General features: G+C 67.4%; 18 protein-coding genes. 9 read left to right on the forward strand and 9 right to left on the reverse strand.

Annotated elements, in window-relative coordinates; translation table 11 throughout:
- Positions 1-4: 4 nt before the first annotated feature.
- A complete protein-coding gene (locus MKI84_RS06990; protein ID WP_241617891.1) occupies positions 5-493 on the reverse strand; it encodes a GNAT family N-acetyltransferase in 489 nt (162 codons plus the stop codon).
- A gap of 211 nt (positions 494-704) precedes the next feature.
- On the opposite strand from MKI84_RS06990, the gene MKI84_RS06995 reads away from it, so the two are divergent.
- Positions 705-1016: a hypothetical protein gene (locus MKI84_RS06995; protein ID WP_241617893.1), complete on the forward strand. Its 312-nt coding sequence runs from the start codon at positions 705-707 to the stop codon at positions 1014-1016.
- A gap of 23 nt (positions 1017-1039) precedes the next feature.
- Here MKI84_RS06995 and MKI84_RS07000 read toward each other — a convergent pair whose 3' ends face one another.
- Positions 1040-1813, reverse strand: a complete 774-nt coding sequence (locus tag MKI84_RS07000) for a ferredoxin--NADP reductase (RefSeq protein ID WP_241617895.1) — start codon at positions 1811-1813, stop codon at positions 1040-1042.
- A 164-nt stretch (positions 1814-1977) separates the two neighbouring features.
- Between MKI84_RS07000 and MKI84_RS07005 the strand changes: the two genes are divergently transcribed.
- Entirely contained in the window at positions 1978-2400 is a 423-nt protein-coding gene (locus tag MKI84_RS07005) for a VOC family protein (protein ID WP_241617897.1), read from the forward strand.
- 20 nt (positions 2401-2420) lie between these two features.
- Here MKI84_RS07005 and MKI84_RS07010 read toward each other — a convergent pair whose 3' ends face one another.
- On the reverse strand, positions 2421-3836 hold the full coding sequence (locus MKI84_RS07010; protein ID WP_241617899.1) for a sensor domain-containing diguanylate cyclase: 1416 nt from the start codon (positions 3834-3836) through the stop codon (positions 2421-2423).
- A 348-nt stretch (positions 3837-4184) separates the two neighbouring features.
- Here MKI84_RS07010 and MKI84_RS07015 point away from each other — a divergent pair, with 348 nt between their 5' ends.
- A complete protein-coding gene (locus MKI84_RS07015) occupies positions 4185-5570 on the forward strand; it encodes an aldehyde dehydrogenase family protein (RefSeq protein ID WP_241617900.1) in 1386 nt (461 codons plus the stop codon).
- A 68-nt stretch (positions 5571-5638) separates the two neighbouring features.
- On the opposite strand, the gene MKI84_RS07020 is transcribed toward MKI84_RS07015, so the two are convergent.
- A complete protein-coding gene (locus MKI84_RS07020) occupies positions 5639-6901 on the reverse strand; it encodes an Hsp70 family protein (protein WP_241617903.1) in 1263 nt (420 codons plus the stop codon).
- A gap of 161 nt (positions 6902-7062) precedes the next feature.
- Between MKI84_RS07020 and MKI84_RS07025 the strand changes: the two genes are divergently transcribed.
- A complete protein-coding gene (locus tag MKI84_RS07025; protein WP_241617905.1) occupies positions 7063-7206 on the forward strand; it encodes a hypothetical protein in 144 nt (47 codons plus the stop codon).
- A 125-nt stretch (positions 7207-7331) separates the two neighbouring features.
- Positions 7332-7991, forward strand: a complete 660-nt coding sequence (locus MKI84_RS07030; protein WP_241617907.1) for an exopolysaccharide biosynthesis protein — start codon at positions 7332-7334, stop codon at positions 7989-7991.
- A 15-nt stretch (positions 7992-8006) separates the two neighbouring features.
- On the opposite strand, the gene MKI84_RS07035 is transcribed toward MKI84_RS07030, so the two are convergent.
- On the reverse strand, positions 8007-8213 hold the full coding sequence (locus MKI84_RS07035; RefSeq protein ID WP_241617910.1) for a hypothetical protein: 207 nt from the start codon (positions 8211-8213) through the stop codon (positions 8007-8009).
- A gap of 228 nt (positions 8214-8441) precedes the next feature.
- On the opposite strand from MKI84_RS07035, the gene MKI84_RS07040 reads away from it, so the two are divergent.
- The gene (locus MKI84_RS07040; RefSeq protein WP_241617911.1) at positions 8442-8849 is read left to right on the forward strand and encodes a DUF983 domain-containing protein; all 408 of its coding nucleotides are present in this window, start codon (positions 8442-8444) and stop codon (positions 8847-8849) included.
- Positions 8850-8861: 12 nt separating this feature from the next.
- Here MKI84_RS07040 and MKI84_RS07045 read toward each other — a convergent pair whose 3' ends face one another.
- Positions 8862-10244, reverse strand: a complete 1383-nt coding sequence (locus MKI84_RS07045; protein ID WP_241617913.1) for an aminotransferase-like domain-containing protein — start codon at positions 10242-10244, stop codon at positions 8862-8864.
- 330 nt (positions 10245-10574) lie between these two features.
- Here MKI84_RS07045 and MKI84_RS07050 point away from each other — a divergent pair, with 330 nt between their 5' ends.
- The gene (locus tag MKI84_RS07050; protein ID WP_241617915.1) at positions 10575-10874 is read left to right on the forward strand and encodes a hypothetical protein; all 300 of its coding nucleotides are present in this window, start codon (positions 10575-10577) and stop codon (positions 10872-10874) included.
- Between the two features lie 132 nt (positions 10875-11006).
- Here the strand turns inward: MKI84_RS07050 and MKI84_RS07055 are convergent, their stop codons facing one another.
- Together MKI84_RS07055 and MKI84_RS07060 are read right to left on the reverse strand one after the other, a co-directional pair.
- Positions 11007-12371, reverse strand: a complete 1365-nt coding sequence (locus MKI84_RS07055; RefSeq protein ID WP_241617916.1) for an NAD(P)H-dependent oxidoreductase — start codon at positions 12369-12371, stop codon at positions 11007-11009.
- Between the two features lie 127 nt (positions 12372-12498).
- Positions 12499-13515 carry a sugar-binding transcriptional regulator gene (locus tag MKI84_RS07060; protein ID WP_241617918.1) on the reverse strand — a complete coding sequence of 339 codons (1017 nt, stop codon included), beginning with the start codon at positions 13513-13515 and terminating at the stop codon, positions 12499-12501.
- A 207-nt stretch (positions 13516-13722) separates the two neighbouring features.
- Here MKI84_RS07060 and MKI84_RS07065 point away from each other — a divergent pair, with 207 nt between their 5' ends.
- Positions 13723-14184 (forward strand): MarR family winged helix-turn-helix transcriptional regulator, encoded by a 462-nt coding sequence (locus MKI84_RS07065; protein WP_241617920.1) that lies wholly within the window; start codon positions 13723-13725, stop codon positions 14182-14184.
- Positions 14185-14236: 52 nt separating this feature from the next.
- On the opposite strand, the gene MKI84_RS07070 is transcribed toward MKI84_RS07065, so the two are convergent.
- Positions 14237-15175, reverse strand: coding sequence for a LysR family transcriptional regulator (locus MKI84_RS07070; RefSeq protein ID WP_241617922.1), 939 nt, complete (start codon positions 15173-15175; stop codon positions 14237-14239).
- A gap of 161 nt (positions 15176-15336) precedes the next feature.
- Here MKI84_RS07070 and MKI84_RS07075 point away from each other — a divergent pair, with 161 nt between their 5' ends.
- Positions 15337-16269, forward strand: coding sequence for a ring-cleaving dioxygenase (locus MKI84_RS07075; protein ID WP_241617924.1), 933 nt, complete (start codon positions 15337-15339; stop codon positions 16267-16269).
- Positions 16270-16288 lie beyond the last annotated feature (19 nt).

Genomic DNA, 16288 nt, shown 5'->3' on the forward strand with positions numbered 1-16288 from the left:
GCGCTCACAACTCCTTCTGCATCAGCACCAGATCGAGCCGCTGGCCGAATTTGGTGCCGATGCCGGGCATGTAGCCGGTCTCGACGAAGCCGAGCCGCTCATGCAGCCTCACCGATACCTGATTGCCGCCGGTGATGGCGCCGATCATCACCTTCTTGTCCAGCGCGCGGGCCGGCGCGAACAGTGCCTCCACCAGCCGGGCGCCGACGCCCTTGCCGCGCGCGGCCTGTGCGACATAGACCGAATGCTCGACGCTGACCCGGTAGCCGTCGAAGGGCCGGAAATCGCCGAAGCTGGCATAGCCCAGCACCTCGCCATCCCGCGCCGCCACCAGGACGGGATAGCGTTTCGTGCGGCGGTCGGCGAGCCAGGCCTGCCGGTTGGCGAGATTGACCAGCGTGTCGTTCCAGATCGCGGTCGAGTTGACCACCGCGTCATTGTAGATGGCGAGGATGGCGGGCAGATCGGCCTCGGTCGCGTCGCGTAGGATCATGTCGGCACCTTGCAGGGAATCGGATCGGCAGTCGTCCAGCATAGCCGGCGGCGCGTGATCCGGCCCGCCTTGCGTAGCGCTGTCGGCATCGTGAAGGGCGGGCGGCGGTCGAATTTCGTGGCGTTGCGCTGGAATCGCCGCAATCGGCCTCCATATTTCAACGAAAGCAAACACCCGGCCGGACATCCGGCATGGGAGAAAAGGGAGAGGTATGACTGCCAACGATCCGTTCGGTGGAATGCGCTTCACAGTGCGGCGTGTCAGTTTCTGGCAGGTCGCGATTGTGGTGGCCGTGGCGCTCGCGGTGGGCACCGCCCTTGCCGTGGTCGCGGCCAGCGTGTTCCTGATCCTGCTCCCGGTCGTGGCGATCGCGGGGCTGGCCTACAAGCTGTTCGGCGGCCGCAAGGCGACGACCCGCGCCCCGTCGGGGGCCACGGTGATCGACGCGGAATACCGCGTGCTGTCCAGCGAGGAAGCCGCGCGCGAGAGCACGAAATGGGATGACGGGCGCCGCATCCGCTGAGCGGGCGGCGCCTCGCCGCGTCCTCACTTCTCGACGAATGCCTTCTCGATCACGAAGTCGCCCGGCTCGGTGGTCGAGCCTTCCTCGAAGCCGCGATCCTTGAGGATCACGCGCATGTCGTCGAGCAGTTGCGGGCTTCCGCACAGCATCACGCGGTCGTCTTCCTTGGCCAGGGGCGGCAGGCCGAGATCGGCGAACAGCTTGCCCGAGGTGATCAGGTCGGTGATGCGGCCCTGATTGTGAAATTCCTCGCGGGTCACGGTCGGGTAATAGATCAGCTTTTCCAGCACCAGCTCGCCGAAGAACTCGTTGCTCGGCAGCTCTTCCTCGATCAGTTCGCGATAGGCGAGTTCGCCCACCGTCCGCACGCCGTGGACCAGGATGACCTTCTCGTAATTCTCGTAGGTCTCGGGGTCCTTGATCAGGCTGAGGAAGGGCGCCAGCCCGGTTCCCGTGGCGAGCAGGTAGAGGCGGCGGCCGGGGACGAGATAGTCCACCAGCAGCGTACCCGTCGGCTTGCGCCCGACGATCACCTCGTCGCCGACCTTGAGGTGCTGAAGCTTGGATGTCAGCGGGCCGTTCGCCACCTTGATCGAGAAGAACTCCAGCGTTTCCTCGTAATTGGCGCTGGCGATGGAATAGGCGCGCAGCAGCGGCTTGCCCTCCACCTCCAGCCCGATCATCACGAACTGGCCGTTCTTGAACCGCAGCGCGGGGTCGCGCGTGGTGGTGAAGGTGAAGAGATTGTCCGTCCAGTGATGGACGGAAAGAACCCGTTCGCGATGCAGATTGCTCATTTACAAACCGTCTAAGTGGAAACCCAGCGAAGAACTGAGGGTGCATGTAAATCGTGGCTCGGGTTTAATCCGCAAATGGGCGGTTGTCGACCCTTGTCGACGCCGGGCAGCCATGGTCTTTCGCGTGCGGGACGGCATCGGGCCGGCGGCGCGGGGAGGGTGTCATGTTCAGCCATATCATCGTCGGGGCCCGCGATCTGGAGCGGATGACGGCGTTCTACGCGGCGGTGCTGGCGCCGCTCGGGCTGGTGCGCGACTTCACCTATGAGGATACCGGGGCGGCCGGCGCGACCTGGATCGTGCCCGGCAAGCCGTGGCAGCAGTTCTTCGTGCAACTGCCGTTCAACGGTCTGCCCGCGACCTGGGGCAATGGCACGCAGGTGAGCTTTGCCGCGCCCACGCCGGCGGCGGCAGCAGCGGCCTGGCAGGCGGCGATCGATCAGGGCGGCCGCGACGAAGGCGCGCCCGGCCTGCGCCCGCATTATGGGCCGGATTATTACGCCGCCTATTGCCGGGATCCCGAAGGCAACAAGCTGTGCTTCGTGCACACGGCGGAACTGGCGCGCTGGGGAATCACGGCCGACTGACGCCCTTGCCGTCCCGCGCCCTAGCTGCGGGCAAGCGAGGCGGCCGGCTGGGTGCGCTTGTCCCGGTACATCTCGAAATCCGCCCGCTTGACCACCATCTCCAGCCGCTCGCCGGGCACGCTGGTCGCCATGCCGGCCGACACGGAGAGGGTCGAGGCGGAGTAGAACTGGTTGTTCAGCGCGATCAGCTTCTCGATATTCTCCATCACCGCGAGACCGCCCTCGGCATCGACGCCCGGCAGCAGCAGCGCGAACTCGTCGCCGCCGATGCGCGCAGCGCAATTCGGCTTGTCCACGGCCTTGGCCAGCACCTCGCCGGTACGCCGCAGCAGCGCGTCGCCGGCGGCGTGGCCGAGTTGGTCGTTGACCTGCTTCAGGTCGTCGAGATCCAGCATGATGATGGTGACCGGGAACGGTCCCTTACGCTCCAGTCGGTTCAACTCGTCGACATAGAAGGATCGGTTGTATAGCTTGGTCAGCACGTCGTGCTTGCCGAGATATTCGAGATAGGCCTCAGCCTTCTTGCGCGCGGTAATGTCGGTCAGGGCGATCTGCACCAGCGACCAGTCGTGTTCATGGCCCGGCAGCACCGAAAACTGAAGATGGACGTGCAACTCGTCGCCGTTCAGCGAATAGTTCACCACCTCGCGGCTGTGGAAGAGCTTGTCGTTCCACAGATCGACGAGCTGCTCGCGGAAATGCCGGTGCATGTCCTCGCGGAATACGTCGCCGATACGGGAGATCAGCGTGGCCTTGTCGGGGGCGGCGAACATCTCCAGCGTGTGCTGGTTGACGTCGATGACGCGGATTTCGCTCAGGCAGCGGTGCACGAATTCCGCATGCACGTCGGTAAAGACCCGGAAATCCACGATGCCGCGCAGGCGCACTTCGTCGATGAGCTGCTTGACGCTGGAAAAATCCTCGACCCACAGCGAAACCGGCGAATGCTCGAACAGGCCGCGGGCATATTCCTCGGCGCGGCTTGCCTGGCGCCGCATTGTCTCGCGCTCGGTCACGTCCTCGATCGAGAGCAGCACGCGCCCGAGCGTGGTCTCGTAGCCCGGCAGCACGGTGCCCTTGAGCTGGATGTCGAGCCGCTGGCCGCCCAGCGTGTAGTTCACGGTGTGGCTGCTGAAGCTGGTGGCACCGTCCCAGAGCTGGCACAGCTCGTCCACGAAGGTCTTCAGCATGTCGGCCCGGAACACGCGGCCGAGATTGGCGACGAGGTGGTCGAGGCTGTCGGCCTCATAGAGCGCGAGGGTGCGCCGGTTCACCTTCAGAACGCGGATCTGCTCGGAGCATTCCTGCACCTTGGCCGGGTTCTCTCGCAGGAAGTCGCGCAGCGAGACCACGCCGATTCGTCGCCAGGCGTCGAACAGGGCCTTCAGCCCGGCGTAGTCCTCAAGCCAGAGCGAGATCGGCGCCAGCTCGAACATTTCCGCGTCGTCGCCCCGGGTGCTTCCCAAGCCGTCTGTGCTGTCTTGCAAATGCAACATCTCAATCAGTCCGCCATCCGCAACCGGCGCCTATCACTCTTACGCCTCGTCTGTCGTCCGTAGTGGTACTCAAATCCGTCCAGTCATCGGTCCTGCTGTTTTTGCATGCTGCACCGCATGCGCTCCACCCCGCCGGGCGTTTTCCGAGTGTCGGCATGGGGTGGCCCGAGCGTAAACCGCCGCCAACTCCGCCAGCCTGTCGCGGCGTGGCGGCCTCACTCATAGCGCGTCGGATGGACGCCCGCACGCGTGGCGCGCTATATCCGGATCCGGGTTCGAGGAGGCGTCATGAGCGACATCATCTGCATTTCCCCAGTGGACGGTTCGGAGCTGGCGCGCCGGCCGGCGGCCTCCGGCGAGGCCATCGCCGCGGCGCTGACGAGCGCGCGCGCGGCACAGGCCGACTGGGCCCGGGTGCCGGTGCGCGAGCGCGCCGCTCATGTGCTGCGCTTTCTCGACGCCATGTTGTCGATGAGCGCGGAAATCGTGCCGGAGCTTGCCTGGCAGATGGGCCGCCCGGTGCGCTATGGCGGCGAGTTCGGCGGCTTTGAGGAGCGGGTGCGCTATGTCGTCGACATGGCCGAGGACGCGCTGAAGCCGGTGATCCCGCACGATGCGCGCGAAGGCTTCACCCGCTATGTCCGCCGCGACCCGCTCGGCATCGTCTTTGTGGTCGCGCCGTGGAACTACCCGTATCTCACCGCCGTCAACACCATCGCGCCGGCGCTGATCGCCGGCAATGCCGTGCTGCTGAAGCACGCGGCACAGACCATCCTGGTCGGCGAGCGCTTCCAGGCCGCGATGGACAAGGCTGGCCTGCCGAAGGGCCTGTTCGCCAACCTCGTGCTGAGCCATGAGCAGACCTCGCAGATCCTCGCCTCCGGCAGCGTCGATTTCGTGAACTTCACCGGCTCGGTCGAGGGCGGCAAGGCGATCGAGCGCGCCGCGGCCGGCAGCTTCACGCCGATGGGGCTGGAGCTTGGTGGCAAGGACCCGGCCTATGTGCGCGCCGACGCCGATTTCGACTTCACGGTCGAGAATCTCGTCGACGGCGCCTTCTACAATGCCGGCCAGTGCTGCTGCGGGATCGAGCGCATCTATGTGCACGAGGCGCTCTATGACCGCTTCATTGACGCCTTCTCGGCACTCACCGGCAAATATGTGCTCGGCAATCCGCTGGACGAGGGCACCACGCTCGGCCCGATGGCGCAGAAGCGCTTCGCCGAACTGATCCGCCGCCAGACGGCCGAGGCGCTGGCCAAGGGCGCGAAGGCGCACATCGATGCGGGCGCCTTCCCGATGAACCGCGAGGGCACACCCTATCTCGCCCCGCAGGTGCTGACCGGGGTGGACCATTCCATGTCGGTGATGCGCGAGGAGAGCTTCGGCCCGGTGGTCGGCATCATGAAGGTGAAGGATGACGCCGAGGCCGTGGCGTTGATGAACGACAGCATTTACGGGCTCACCGCCTCGATCTGGACCGCCGATCGCGCGGCGGCGGAGGAATTGGGTGGTCAGGTCGAGACCGGAACCGTGTTCATGAATCGCTGCGACTATCTGGATCCGGGCCTTGCCTGGACCGGGGTGAAGGAGACCGGCCGCGGCGCCTCGCTGTCGCGCATCGGCTTCGAGATGCTGACCCGTCCGAAGTCGTTCCACCTGCGCCACGGGTAAGGGGCACGCGTTCAGGGGGCGCGCCCTCTCCTGCCGCGGAGAGGGAGCCGCCGCGTCGCGACGTCCGCTCACGCCGCCATGACGTTCCCGTAGCGCCGGGCGGCCTCGATGGCGAGGCCGGTGCCGACCGAGCCGAAGGTGTCGCCCTCCACCACGCGCGCGCCGGGGAGCGCGGCAAGGATGGCGGCGCGCACATGTTTGAGCCGGGTCGAGCCGCCGGTGAGGAACAGCGCATCGACATCGCCGGCCTTCAGTCCGGCCTGATCGAGACAATTGGCGATGCGTGCGGCGATGCGCTCGGCCAGCGCCCGTGTGTGGTGCACCAATTCGTCCGCCGTGATGCCGACCGAAAGCCCCGCCTCCAGCCACCCGAGATCGACGCTGACCTGCGGCTCTCCCGCCAGAGCGATCTTGGCCTCTTCCGCCTGCATGGCGAGGGTGTGGCCGCGCTGCTCCTCGATCACCCGCACGAGGCGGCTCACCAGCTCCGGCTGCGCGGCCTCGCGGCGAACCTCGTGCAGTTCGCGCACGGTCTTGGCGTTGTAGAGCCGGTTGATGCTCGACCAGGTGGCGAGGTCGTGGAAATAGCCGCTCGGCACATCGCGGCCGGGCTTCTTCATCGGGCTGCGATAACCCAGCAGCGGCATCAGCGTGCCGAGGCTCAGATGGCGGTCGAAATCGGTGCCGCCGATGCGCACGCCGTCATTGGCCAGAATGTCGTCGGCCCGCTCGGTGCGGCGGTGGCGTTCGGCACTGAGCCGTACGATGGAGAAATCGGAGGTGCCGCCGCCGATGTCGGCGATCAACGCGGTCTCTTCCGCGCGCACCTGCTGCTCATAGTCCAGCGCGGCGGCGATCGGCTCGAACTGGCACGACACCTCGGCAAAGCCGGCCTTGAGCGCGATGGCGCGCAGTGCATCCTCGGCACGGGCATTGGCTGCGATGTCGTCATCTACGAAGAACACCGGGCGCCCGAGCACAGCCTTGTTCAGCTGTGCCCCGGCATCCGCCTCGGCGCGCTGCTTCACCTGGCGGACGAAATCGCCGATCACCTCGCGAAAGGCGACGCGGTGCTTGCCGATCTGGGTTTTCTCGTCGATCAGCGCGCTGCCGAGCACCGATTTCAGGCTGCGCATCAGTCGGCCGTCAGTGCCCCCGACATAGAGCGCCATCGCCGCGCGGCCGATGGTGAGCGCGCCGTCGCGCCCGTAGAACACCGCGCTGGGCACGGTGTCCTTGCCGTCTTCGAGGCGCGCGAGGCAGGGTGCCTCGCCGCCATAATAGCCCAGCGTCGTGTTGGACGTGCCGAAATCGAGGCCGCAAAAAGCCATGGGTCGAGACCTCCTTTTCGGGAAAAGGGGGCTTGGTTAGAGGCTTTGCGCGAATTGATCAACCAAGGACGGACACGCGAGTTGACGGGCGCGCCCGGAACGGGGAAACCCTTGGGGAGCCGCCCTAGCGGAAGAACCGACCTCGAATGCGAGAATGCGCCGTGGCCCAGCACAAGAAGCCGACCGAACCCGTCCAGCCGCACGGCGCCATCAATTCCATGCGCTCCTGGGAAACCAAGCACTGGGTCGTCGCGCTGCTGATCCTGCTGATCGCGATCGGCGCCTTCCTCGCCAGCTGGGACTGATCGCCGCGGCTTTGGCGGATTTGCGCGCCGGCTTCTGGCGACCGTCACATTGTGATCCTATCTAAAAGGCTAAGGTCGCCCCGCCGGCCGCGATGAGCAATGCTGCCGTAGGAGTTACGCCGACCGTGTCCCTTGATACTCCGTCGAACGAGGCCGCCGGCAGCGAGGCCGAGTTGGATGAGGCGGCTGTCCGCCTTTCCGATGTTCTGAACGGCATTGCCAATGACGAAGGGCGCGAGCGCGTCGGCGTCGGAGATCTGCTCGGCGTGATGAAGGAGCGTGCCTTCGGGCCGCTGATGCTGATCTTCGCGCTGCCCAATGTGCTGCCGACCCCGCCCGGCACCTCGGCCGTGCTCGGCGCGCCGCTGATCTTCCTGACGCTTCAACTCGCTCTGGGGCGCGATCCCTGGCTGCCGCGGGTGATCGCGAACCGTTCCATCGCTCGCAAGGACTTTGCCGCCCTGGTCGGGCGTGCCACGCCGTGGCTGGCGCGGGCGGAGGGGTTGCTGCGCCCGCGTTTCGGCGTGCTGGCACATCCGCCATCCGAATATGTGGTCGGTGTGCTGTGCTTCGTGCTGGCGGTGGTGCTGGTATTGCCGATCCCGCTCGGCAACATGCTGCCGGCGCTGGCGATCTGCGTGTTCGCGCTCGGCATATTGGAGCGTGACGGGCTGTGGATCCTGGCCGGCATCGCGCTGGCCATCGGCTCTCTGGTCGTGGTGTCCGGCGTGATCTGGGCCTTCGTGAAGGCCGGGCTTTATCTGCTGCACAGCCTTCTGATGTAGGCCCGCCCGGCCGGTTCAGCCATAGGCGCGGGCATTGTCGAGCGCGCGTTCGAGCATCAACAGACATTCCTTCGCCTGCTCATGACCGGCCGAATCGGCGCGCAGGCGCTCGGCCAGGTCGCGCAGGTCGCGGATCGCGACGTCGACGGCGGTCTCGAGATCGATGTCGAGATCGCTCTCGTCCTGCCGGGGCCGCGCGGGGAAGGGAATGACGTTACTCATCACGGAACTCATGCTCGTAGAATCGCCTCGTGTGTTCGCTGACAGCACCATGCCGGGAAATGGTTAACGCCATCCTCCCGGTACCGCACCGGAACCGACGGCGGGGCCTCCATGCATTGCAGTGAGTTGTCCATACAATTCGCTGCAATCATTGACATTGTATGCATCAAGGCCCACCTCAGCGATGTCGCGGGCGTGGCCCGCCGGCACCTGTAGGAGGAGGCCGACATGTCCGAACCGCAATGGCCCACATTGACGCCCTTCCAGTGCGGCATTCGCGGCTGCTGTCCACGCTGCGGCGAGGGCCGGCTGTTTGACGGCTTCCTCAAGCTGAGGCCGCGCTGCGAGGCCTGCGGGCTGGATTTCTCCTTCGCCGATCCGGCGGACGGCCCGGCGTTCTTCGTCATCTGCTTCGGGTGCATTCCCTCGGTGATGTTCGGCCTGTGGCTGGAGATGGCGTTTCAGGCGCCGTACTGGGTTCATCTGGTGACCACCCTGCCGGTGATGCTGCTGACCTGCATCCCGCCGCTGCGCCCGCTCAAGGGTTGGCTGGTGGCGAGCCAGTATTACTACAAGGCCGAAGAGGGCCGGCTGATCCCGATCGAGCGCAGCCCGGAGCCGGCCGCCAAACCCTGAGTCGTCCCCGCTTCAGTCCGCCGTACCGCCGATCAGAGCGGCAAGCGCGGCCAGCGCCTCGCCGAGGCGTGCCCGGTCGGCCACCGCGCCGAGCGAGAGCCGGAGCGCGGGGCTCGGCGTCCCTTCCACGCAGAACGCGTCTGCCGGCGTCACCGCGAGCCCGCGCCGTCGTGCCGCCGCGGTGAGCCTCCCCCGGTCCCAGTGCGCCGGCAGCTTCTGCCAGACATGCAGCCCCTCGGGCGCGGCGATTGCGCCCTCCGGCAGCAGCGCGCGCGCCATCTCCTGCCGCGCCCGCGCCTCATGGCGGATTGCGCCGAGCAGGTGGGTCGCCGTCCCGGTGCTGATCCAGCGCGTGGCTAGCGCGGTCATCAGCGGTGCCGGCATCAGGGCAAGCGCGCGCATCGCCTGCGCCAGCGCGTCCGTGGTCTGGCCTTCCGGCACGGCGACATAGGCGGTCCGCAGCCCCGGTGTCAGCGTCTTCGCCAGTGTGGCGACATGGTAGGTCGCCTCAGGCAGCAGCGTCGCGAAGGCGGCCAGCGGCGCGTCCATCAGCCGGCTGTAGGGATCGTCTTCGATCATTGTGAGGTTTCGGGCGCGCGCGATGCGGGCGATCTCCGCGCGCCGCTGCGCGCCCATGGTGGCGGTGGTCGGGTTCTGCAGCGCCGGCTGAAGATAGAGCAGCCGCGCCGTCCCCGCATGACAGGCGGCGAGCAGGGCGTCGGGCCGCAGCCCCTCGCCATCGCACGCGACACCCGCCACCTTCACGCCCAGCCTGGCCGCCGCCGCGATCAGGCCGGGATAGGTTTCGCGCTCGGCCAGCAGCGTGTCGCCGGGCCGCGTCAGCAGCGAGAGCAGGCTCGCGAGCGCGCCTTGTGCGCCGGGCAGCACCATCAGCCGCGACGTGGAGACCGGCCCGAGCGTCGGCTCCAGCCAGCGGGCGGCGGCCAGCCGGTCCTGCGGAGCGCCGGGGCCGACATGATAGGCCATCAGCACATCGGCATTGCTGCGCGCCAACAGCCCGCTGAGCCCGCGCTCGATCAGCTCGCCGAGTTTCATGCCGTGCGGCGGCGGCGGCATGTTCATGGAGAGATCCATGGCCGGGGCGGAGAATGCCGCGCCGCCGGCGATGAAGCTGCCGCGCCCGGTCACCGCGTCGATCAGGCCGCGATGGCGCGCCTCGTTATAGGCGCGGGTCACGGTGGTGAGATCGACGCCGAGCCGCCCGGCCAGCGCGCGCTGGGTCGGCAGCCGCTCGCCGGGCCGCAGCACGCCGCGCGCCACCGCATCCTCCAGCGCCGCGACGATCCGGGCATGGATCGGCCCGCCGGTGCGGTCCGCGCGGTCGAGCGGGCCGATCCAGTCGTCCGGCGGGGGCGCGGTCAGGCGGGGTTCCATGCTGCAAGCCTTTTCCTGCTGCCAGCCTTATCCTTCTGCCAGCCTTGGCCCGTCCGCGCCGGGAACGCAACGGTCAACACCGCGTGGTGACGGCCTTGACGCTGCCGCCCCGCGGGAGGTCTCGGGATGCTCTCACCGGCCTTTGCCAGGGTGTGACCATCGAGGCCATCGGCCAGACGAAACCGTCGGGGGAAATGCTCCGGCGGCGTCCGCGAGGCGCCGGGGATGCGCATCGCCCACGGTGTATCCGGCATGCCAAGGCGCGCCGGCAATGCTATGGATCGGTCAACCCGCGTGGTTCGCCGCGCGCAGCCAATGAGGAGAACGCCGATGACCGATCCGATCCGCAAGGGTGTGTTCGACGACTGGGAGAAGGATGCCAACGGCCATCTCAAAGTATGGCCGATGAACGCCTTCACCACCGCGCTGTTCGGTGCGGAGGCGGTGGGCCTGCGCCTTGAGATCGGCGCCGCGCCCAAGCCCGGCGAGCCGGTTTCCGCGCTTCAGCTTGTGCTGCGCCCGGAGCAGGTCCGCCAGCTTTCGCACGCGCTTGCGGAAGCCGAGGCGCGCCTCGCCGATGCCCATTTCACCAGCCTCGCCAGCCCCGGCGCCGGCTCAGGGAACGCGTGAGGGCGTCGCCGCCCGCCTCCCGTCACGCTGGCGCTTCGACGGTGTGACGGGGATCACGCGGGCGGCTTGAGGCATGTGCGGCGTGGACTTCAGCGTCCGCGCCGCGGGCCCGTCCCTCGTCCGCCGGCGTTCTCACGCCGCCAGATATTGCGCGTCGGCCTGGTCGAGGCGGCGGCGCATCTGGGTGACGATCAGCGCCTCGTCGGGTGCGCAGTTCTCATAGGTCAGCGGCTCGCCCGCCTTCACCGGCTTCAGCACCCGCGCCTTCTCGGCGAGGCCGAGGGGCAAGGCGAAGCTGTCGCGCGCGTCGCGCCAACCCATGGTGTAGCCGCGATAGTCATATTCGCCGATCTTGCCGAGCACATCGCCCGGCCTCAGGTCGCGCTTGGCCACCGCCGTACACTCGGCCACGGGATGGTCCAGCACCTCCATGTCCGGGCGCTTGTGCAGCACCGCGCGCACCGCCGAGAGCGGCACTTCGAGGCTGGTGAGGTGATAGGGGCGGATCAGCGCGAAGCAGGGGCCGGGGCCGACCTTGAGGTCCGCCATGCGCTCGAGCACGCGCGGGTGGCGCGGCTTGACGATGCAGAACACGCCGGGCGCCACTCCCTTGCCGAGGGTGAAGTCGACCACGCCGGAGCGCGAGAGGATGCCACCGTCCTCCTTGGTGCACAGCACCTGGGCGAGGTCGTCGCGGTCGGCCTTCGGCCCGTGCATGCCCGGCACGTCCGGCACGAGGCCGGTGGCGTTGGCAAGCGCGGTCATCTCCACCATGGTCTTGGAGCCGTCGACGAACTCGACCAGCATGCGCGGGTTCATGTTGCGCGCCTTCGCCTCCTCGGCGAACTCGTCGGGCACGGCGTCAGGCTTGAAGGCGTTGTTCTTGGCCTTGCCGGCGCAGACGATCTCGAAACCGAGCGACTGGGCGAAGCCGATCAGTTCCACGGTCGCGGCCGGCTCGTCCCCGGCGGCGCCGGTCAGCACCACGCCGGCCTTGCGGGCCTCCTGCTTGAGGAAGCGGCCAATCGTGATGTCGGCCTCGACGCTGAGCAGGACGACATGCTTGCCGTTCCGCATCGCCTCCAGCGACACCAGCGTGCCGATGTTCGGCGAGCCGGTGGCGTCGATCACCACGTCGATATGGCCGCTGGCGCACAGCGCGTGATAATCCTCGGTGACGGCGATCTTGCCGGCCTCGATGGCGCGGTCGATGGCTTGGGCGGTCGAGGCTGAGACGATGGAATCGCGCGCGTGGCCGGCCATCAGCGCGGCGTCGATGGCGAGCTGCGGGTCGATCTCGGATACCGCGCCGATGCGCACGCCCGGCATCAGCGCCACCTGCACCACGAGGTCGGTGCCCATCTGCCCGGCGCCTGCCAGCCCGATCGTGACCGGGCCGTGCTGTGCGGTCCAGCGCTCCAGCTCGGCGGCGAGGCCCGTCGTCACCAGTCCGTTGCCGCCGAATCCGACCGCTGAAATGCCGCTTGCCCCGCGCATGAACTCAACCCTTCCGCCGATTCCGGGGCGACCGGCCGCCCTTGCGCGGTCCCCCCTGTCCTTCGGTACTCGACATTTGGCGCCACGCAAAGAGCCAAGCACGTCGGCCGGGCGACAGATGTTCCGGTCAATAGGTCGCGCCGACCGCCTTCAGCACCGCGCCGGCCGTCACCTCGTCGGTGATGAAGGCCGTTGGTCGCAGCATGCGCAGCGCGCCGATGATCGCCTGCGTCTTGCCGGGCCCGCCCGAGGTGAGGATACGCTCGGGCGCAGCCTGCAGCGTCTCGATCGGGATCGACATCACCCGGCTGTTGATCGGGTGGTCGATGAGGCGGCCCTCTATGTCGACGAAATTATAGATCACGTCGCCCACCGCGCCGGCCGCCACCAGCGAATCCCAGTCCGCATCCGAGAAGAAGCCGAAGCGCAGCGACGTGCTGTCCCCGGTCATCTCGCCGACGCTGAGCACCACCGCGTCCATCTCGCGGGCGAGATTGTAGACCGGGGCGAGGCCGCAGCGCTCGATCAGCGCGCGCTTGGTCTCCAGGCTGTCGACGATGGCGGGGGCGGCGATCAAATGGCAGTCGGCCTGGAACAGGCGCGAGAGCTGCCAGGCGAATTCGGACGGGTTGTACTGCTTGGCCTTGGTGATGCCGCCCAGCAGCGACACCACGGAGAGATTGGCGACCGCCTTCTCGTCGATGAAGCCGAGCGCGCGCATCAGCGTGCGGCCCCAGCCGAAGCCGATCTTCATGTCGGGGCGAATCAGGTCGGAGATGAACTGCCCGGTGGCGGCGCCGATGGCGGCGGTCGGGTCGGCGGCGGGATCGGAGAGCGGGGCGACCACCGCCTCGCGCAGGCCGAACGCCTTCTGCAATCCCATTTCGAGGCGCGGCAACTCGGCGATCTCGCGCGAGAGCGAAATCTTGACCTCGTTGAACTGGCGGGCATCGGCCAGCATGCGCACCACGGTGACGCGACCGATGCCGAGTGCCTCGGCGATGGCGCTCTGCGTCAGCCCCTCGACATAATACATCCAGGCGGCACGCAGCCTCAGGCGCGTGGAGCGCCGGCCGGTCGCGCTCATGTCGGAATGCGCCCCGGCCGGGCTTTCCGGCTTCGTGGTCACGGTTGCCTCGGGCATCGCTACGTCTTCCCCCAGCCCCTGCGCGCGGTCGAGGCGCGCAACATGTTGCTGTTGCTATAAATGAGCCGTGCCCCATCTTCAAATAGCGCGCAGCGGCGGTGCCCGACTGCCGGTTACGCATAATCCCGCTTGTCGATGGGTCGCGAGCGATGCAAACCTCTCCCAGGTGCGGTGGCGGTTTGCTGGAAAAGTCAGAGGTTCTTTATGTCCGACCAGGACGGCGCCGACGATATCGCGTTCAGGCTCGAGAATTTTCTCTGCTTCGCGGTCTATTCGACCAATCACGCCTTTAATCGCGTCTACAAACCGATGCTCGACCGGCTTGGGCTGACCTATCCGCAATATGTCGCGATGGTCGCGCTGTGGAGCGGCGACGGGCTGACCGTCGGCCAGCTCGGCGAGCGGGTGCTGCTGGAGACCAACACGCTCACCCCGCTGCTCAAGCGCATGGAGGTCGCGGGCCTGGTGCGCCGCGTGCGCGACTCGCTCGATGAACGCCAGGTCCGCATCTTCCTGACGGATCACGGGCAGGCGCTGCGCAAGCAGGCGGAGTGCCTGCCGGGCGCGATGGGAACCTGCATCGAGAAGGAGGGCGCCGACCTGCACGCCCTGACGCTCGACCTGATCGCCGTGCGCGACAAGCTGCTGGCGAAGATCAAGCCCTAGAGCCATTTCCGATCAGTGTGGCATCACCTGATCGACACGACGTTCGGCCTCGTCACTGCGCCGGAGCCGCCTCGCCGAGCCCGCCCGTGCCCTCTATGAAGCGCCGGTGCCGGGCGATCTCGGCGGCGAGGAAATCGAGGAAGGCGCGCACGCGTGGCGAGTGCCGCAGATCCGGGTGGGTGAGAAGCCACAGATCGGCGGCGAACTCGCTCACCGGCGGGGCAAGGCGCACCAGCGCGGGACGGGCGTCGCCCATGAGGCAGGGTATGTGCCCGATGCCGAGCCCGGCCTCGATCGCCTCGCCGAGCCCCAGCACCGAGTTGACCTTGAACACCACCTTCTCCGGCGCGATGTGGTCCTGCACGTATTTCACCGCCTGAAGCGCGCCCATGCCGTCGCCCAGCGAAATCCAGTTGTGGGTCTTCAGCGCCTCGCTGTCGACCTCGCCGGGATTGGGAAAGTCGCTCCCGCGCCCGTAGAGCGCCCAGTTGATGCGGGCGACACGCCGGCCCACGAGGTTCTCCGGCGGGCTGTCGGTGGCGCGGATCGCGACATCGGCATCGCGCTTGGACAGGTTGAGCGGCTGGTTGCTCAGCACGATGTCGAGCCGCACTTCCGGGTAGCGCTCGCGGAACGCGGCCAGCATCGGCATCAGCATCTCGATCAGCAGCGAGTCCGGCGTGGTCACGCGCAACTCGCCCGAAGGGGCCGGCTCGCGTCCGGCGAGCTTGCGCCCGACCGTGGTGATCTCCTCGTCCAGCCGGTTGGCCAGCGCCACCAGTTCCTCGCCGGCGGGGGTGAGCGCATAGCCGGTGCGGTGGCGTTCGAACAGCGGATTGCCGAGCGCGTCCTCGATCTGCTTGAGCCGGCGGAACACGGTGGAATGGTTGACGCCGATCTGCGCGGCCGCGGCGGGCAGGCCCTTGGCATCGGCCACGGCCTTGATCAGGCGGAAGTCGTCCCACGCCAGCGATTTGAACGGTTCGGCCATGCTGTCCTCCCGCGTCGCCGGAAGCACCGGCGCCCTGTCACGTCATAGCAGCACGGCAGACATTGCGTCAATGCAATAGAAACTTGATGGCATTGCGTTCGTGCCGGTCTATCTATGGCTCATGCAAGAGCGCAGCGACCGCTCCATCGGAGGGCTACACCATGAACCGCAACGGCATTCATCATGTGACGGCGATCGCCGGCAATGCGCGCCGCAACGTCGAGTTCTATTCCCGCACGCTCGGCCTGCGGCTGGTCAAGAAGACCGTGAACTTCGACGATCCCGGCACCTATCATTTCTATTATGGCGACGAGGCGGGTTCGCCCGGCACCATCCTCACCTTCTTCCCGTGGGATCACGTGGCGCCCGGCCGTCTCGGCATCGGCGAGACGCAGGAGACCGCGTTCCGCGTGCCGGCCAATTCGATCGGCTACTGGACGCACCGCTTTGTCGAGAAAGGCGTGCCCCATGAAGCCATCGTGCGCCGCTTCGGCGAGACCGTGCTCTCCTTCAAGGACCCGCACGGCATGCGCCTCGCCCTTGTCGGCGTGGCGGGTGCCGAGAACGAGCCGGCCTGGCTCGGCACGGACGTGCCGGCCGAGCATGGCATTCGCGGCTTCCACTCGGTGAATTTGCTGCTGGCCGATGCCGCGCCCACCGGCGCCATCCTGACCGACATTTTCGGCTTCACCGAGATCGGCCGCGAGGGTTCGCTGGTGCGCTTCAAGGTCGAGGGCAACGAGGTCGGATCCATCGTCGACATCCATGTCGCCGGCGGCTTCCTGCCGGCCCGCATGGGCGGCGGCTCGGTGCACCACATCGCCTTCCGCGCGGCGGACGATGCCGGGCAGGAGGAGATGGTGAGGAAGCTCGTGGAAAATCATGGCATCCGCACCACGGAGCAGAAGGACCGCAATTACTTCCGGTCGGTCTATTTCCGCGAGCCCGGCCATGTCCTGTTCGAGATCGCAACCGACGTTCCCGGCTTCGCCGCTGACGAACTGCCGGCCGAACTCGGCCGGGCGCTGAAGCTGCCGTCCTTCCTTGAGCCGCGCCGCACCGACATCGAGGCGGTGCTGCCGGAAATCGCCTGAACCTGTCCGCCCCTTCTCC

The sequence above is a fragment of the Ancylobacter gelatini genome (genome assembly GCF_022601675.1).
Taxonomy (GTDB): domain Bacteria; phylum Pseudomonadota; class Alphaproteobacteria; order Rhizobiales; family Xanthobacteraceae; genus Ancylobacter; species Ancylobacter gelatini.

What these genes read in the sequence shown, in the direction of transcription:
- MKI84_RS06990 (WP_241617891.1), bottom strand. Translation starts at nt 493, where the DNA reads ATGATCCTACGCGACGCGACCGAGGCCGATCTGCCCGCCATCCTCGCC.
- MKI84_RS06995 (WP_241617893.1), top strand. Translation starts at nt 705, where the DNA reads ATGACTGCCAACGATCCGTTCGGTGGAATGCGCTTCACAGTGCGGCGT.
- MKI84_RS07000 (WP_241617895.1), bottom strand. Translation starts at nt 1,813, where the DNA reads ATGAGCAATCTGCATCGCGAACGGGTTCTTTCCGTCCATCACTGGACG.
- MKI84_RS07005 (WP_241617897.1), top strand. Translation starts at nt 1,978, where the DNA reads ATGTTCAGCCATATCATCGTCGGGGCCCGCGATCTGGAGCGGATGACG.
- MKI84_RS07010 (WP_241617899.1), bottom strand. Translation starts at nt 3,836, where the DNA reads ATGTTCGAGCTGGCGCCGATCTCGCTCTGGCTTGAGGACTACGCCGGG.
- MKI84_RS07015 (WP_241617900.1), top strand. Translation starts at nt 4,185, where the DNA reads ATGAGCGACATCATCTGCATTTCCCCAGTGGACGGTTCGGAGCTGGCG.
- MKI84_RS07020 (WP_241617903.1), bottom strand. Translation starts at nt 6,901, where the DNA reads ATGGCTTTTTGCGGCCTCGATTTCGGCACGTCCAACACGACGCTGGGC.
- MKI84_RS07035 (WP_241617910.1), bottom strand. Translation starts at nt 8,213, where the DNA reads ATGAGTAACGTCATTCCCTTCCCCGCGCGGCCCCGGCAGGACGAGAGC.
- MKI84_RS07040 (WP_241617911.1), top strand. Translation starts at nt 8,442, where the DNA reads ATGTCCGAACCGCAATGGCCCACATTGACGCCCTTCCAGTGCGGCATT.
- MKI84_RS07045 (WP_241617913.1), bottom strand. Translation starts at nt 10,244, where the DNA reads ATGGAACCCCGCCTGACCGCGCCCCCGCCGGACGACTGGATCGGCCCG.
- MKI84_RS07050 (WP_241617915.1), top strand. Translation starts at nt 10,575, where the DNA reads ATGACCGATCCGATCCGCAAGGGTGTGTTCGACGACTGGGAGAAGGAT.
- MKI84_RS07055 (WP_241617916.1), bottom strand. Translation starts at nt 12,371, where the DNA reads ATGCGCGGGGCAAGCGGCATTTCAGCGGTCGGATTCGGCGGCAACGGA.
- MKI84_RS07060 (WP_241617918.1), bottom strand. Translation starts at nt 13,515, where the DNA reads ATGCCCGAGGCAACCGTGACCACGAAGCCGGAAAGCCCGGCCGGGGCG.
- MKI84_RS07065 (WP_241617920.1), top strand. Translation starts at nt 13,723, where the DNA reads ATGTCCGACCAGGACGGCGCCGACGATATCGCGTTCAGGCTCGAGAAT.
- MKI84_RS07070 (WP_241617922.1), bottom strand. Translation starts at nt 15,175, where the DNA reads ATGGCCGAACCGTTCAAATCGCTGGCGTGGGACGACTTCCGCCTGATC.
- MKI84_RS07075 (WP_241617924.1), top strand. Translation starts at nt 15,337, where the DNA reads ATGAACCGCAACGGCATTCATCATGTGACGGCGATCGCCGGCAATGCG.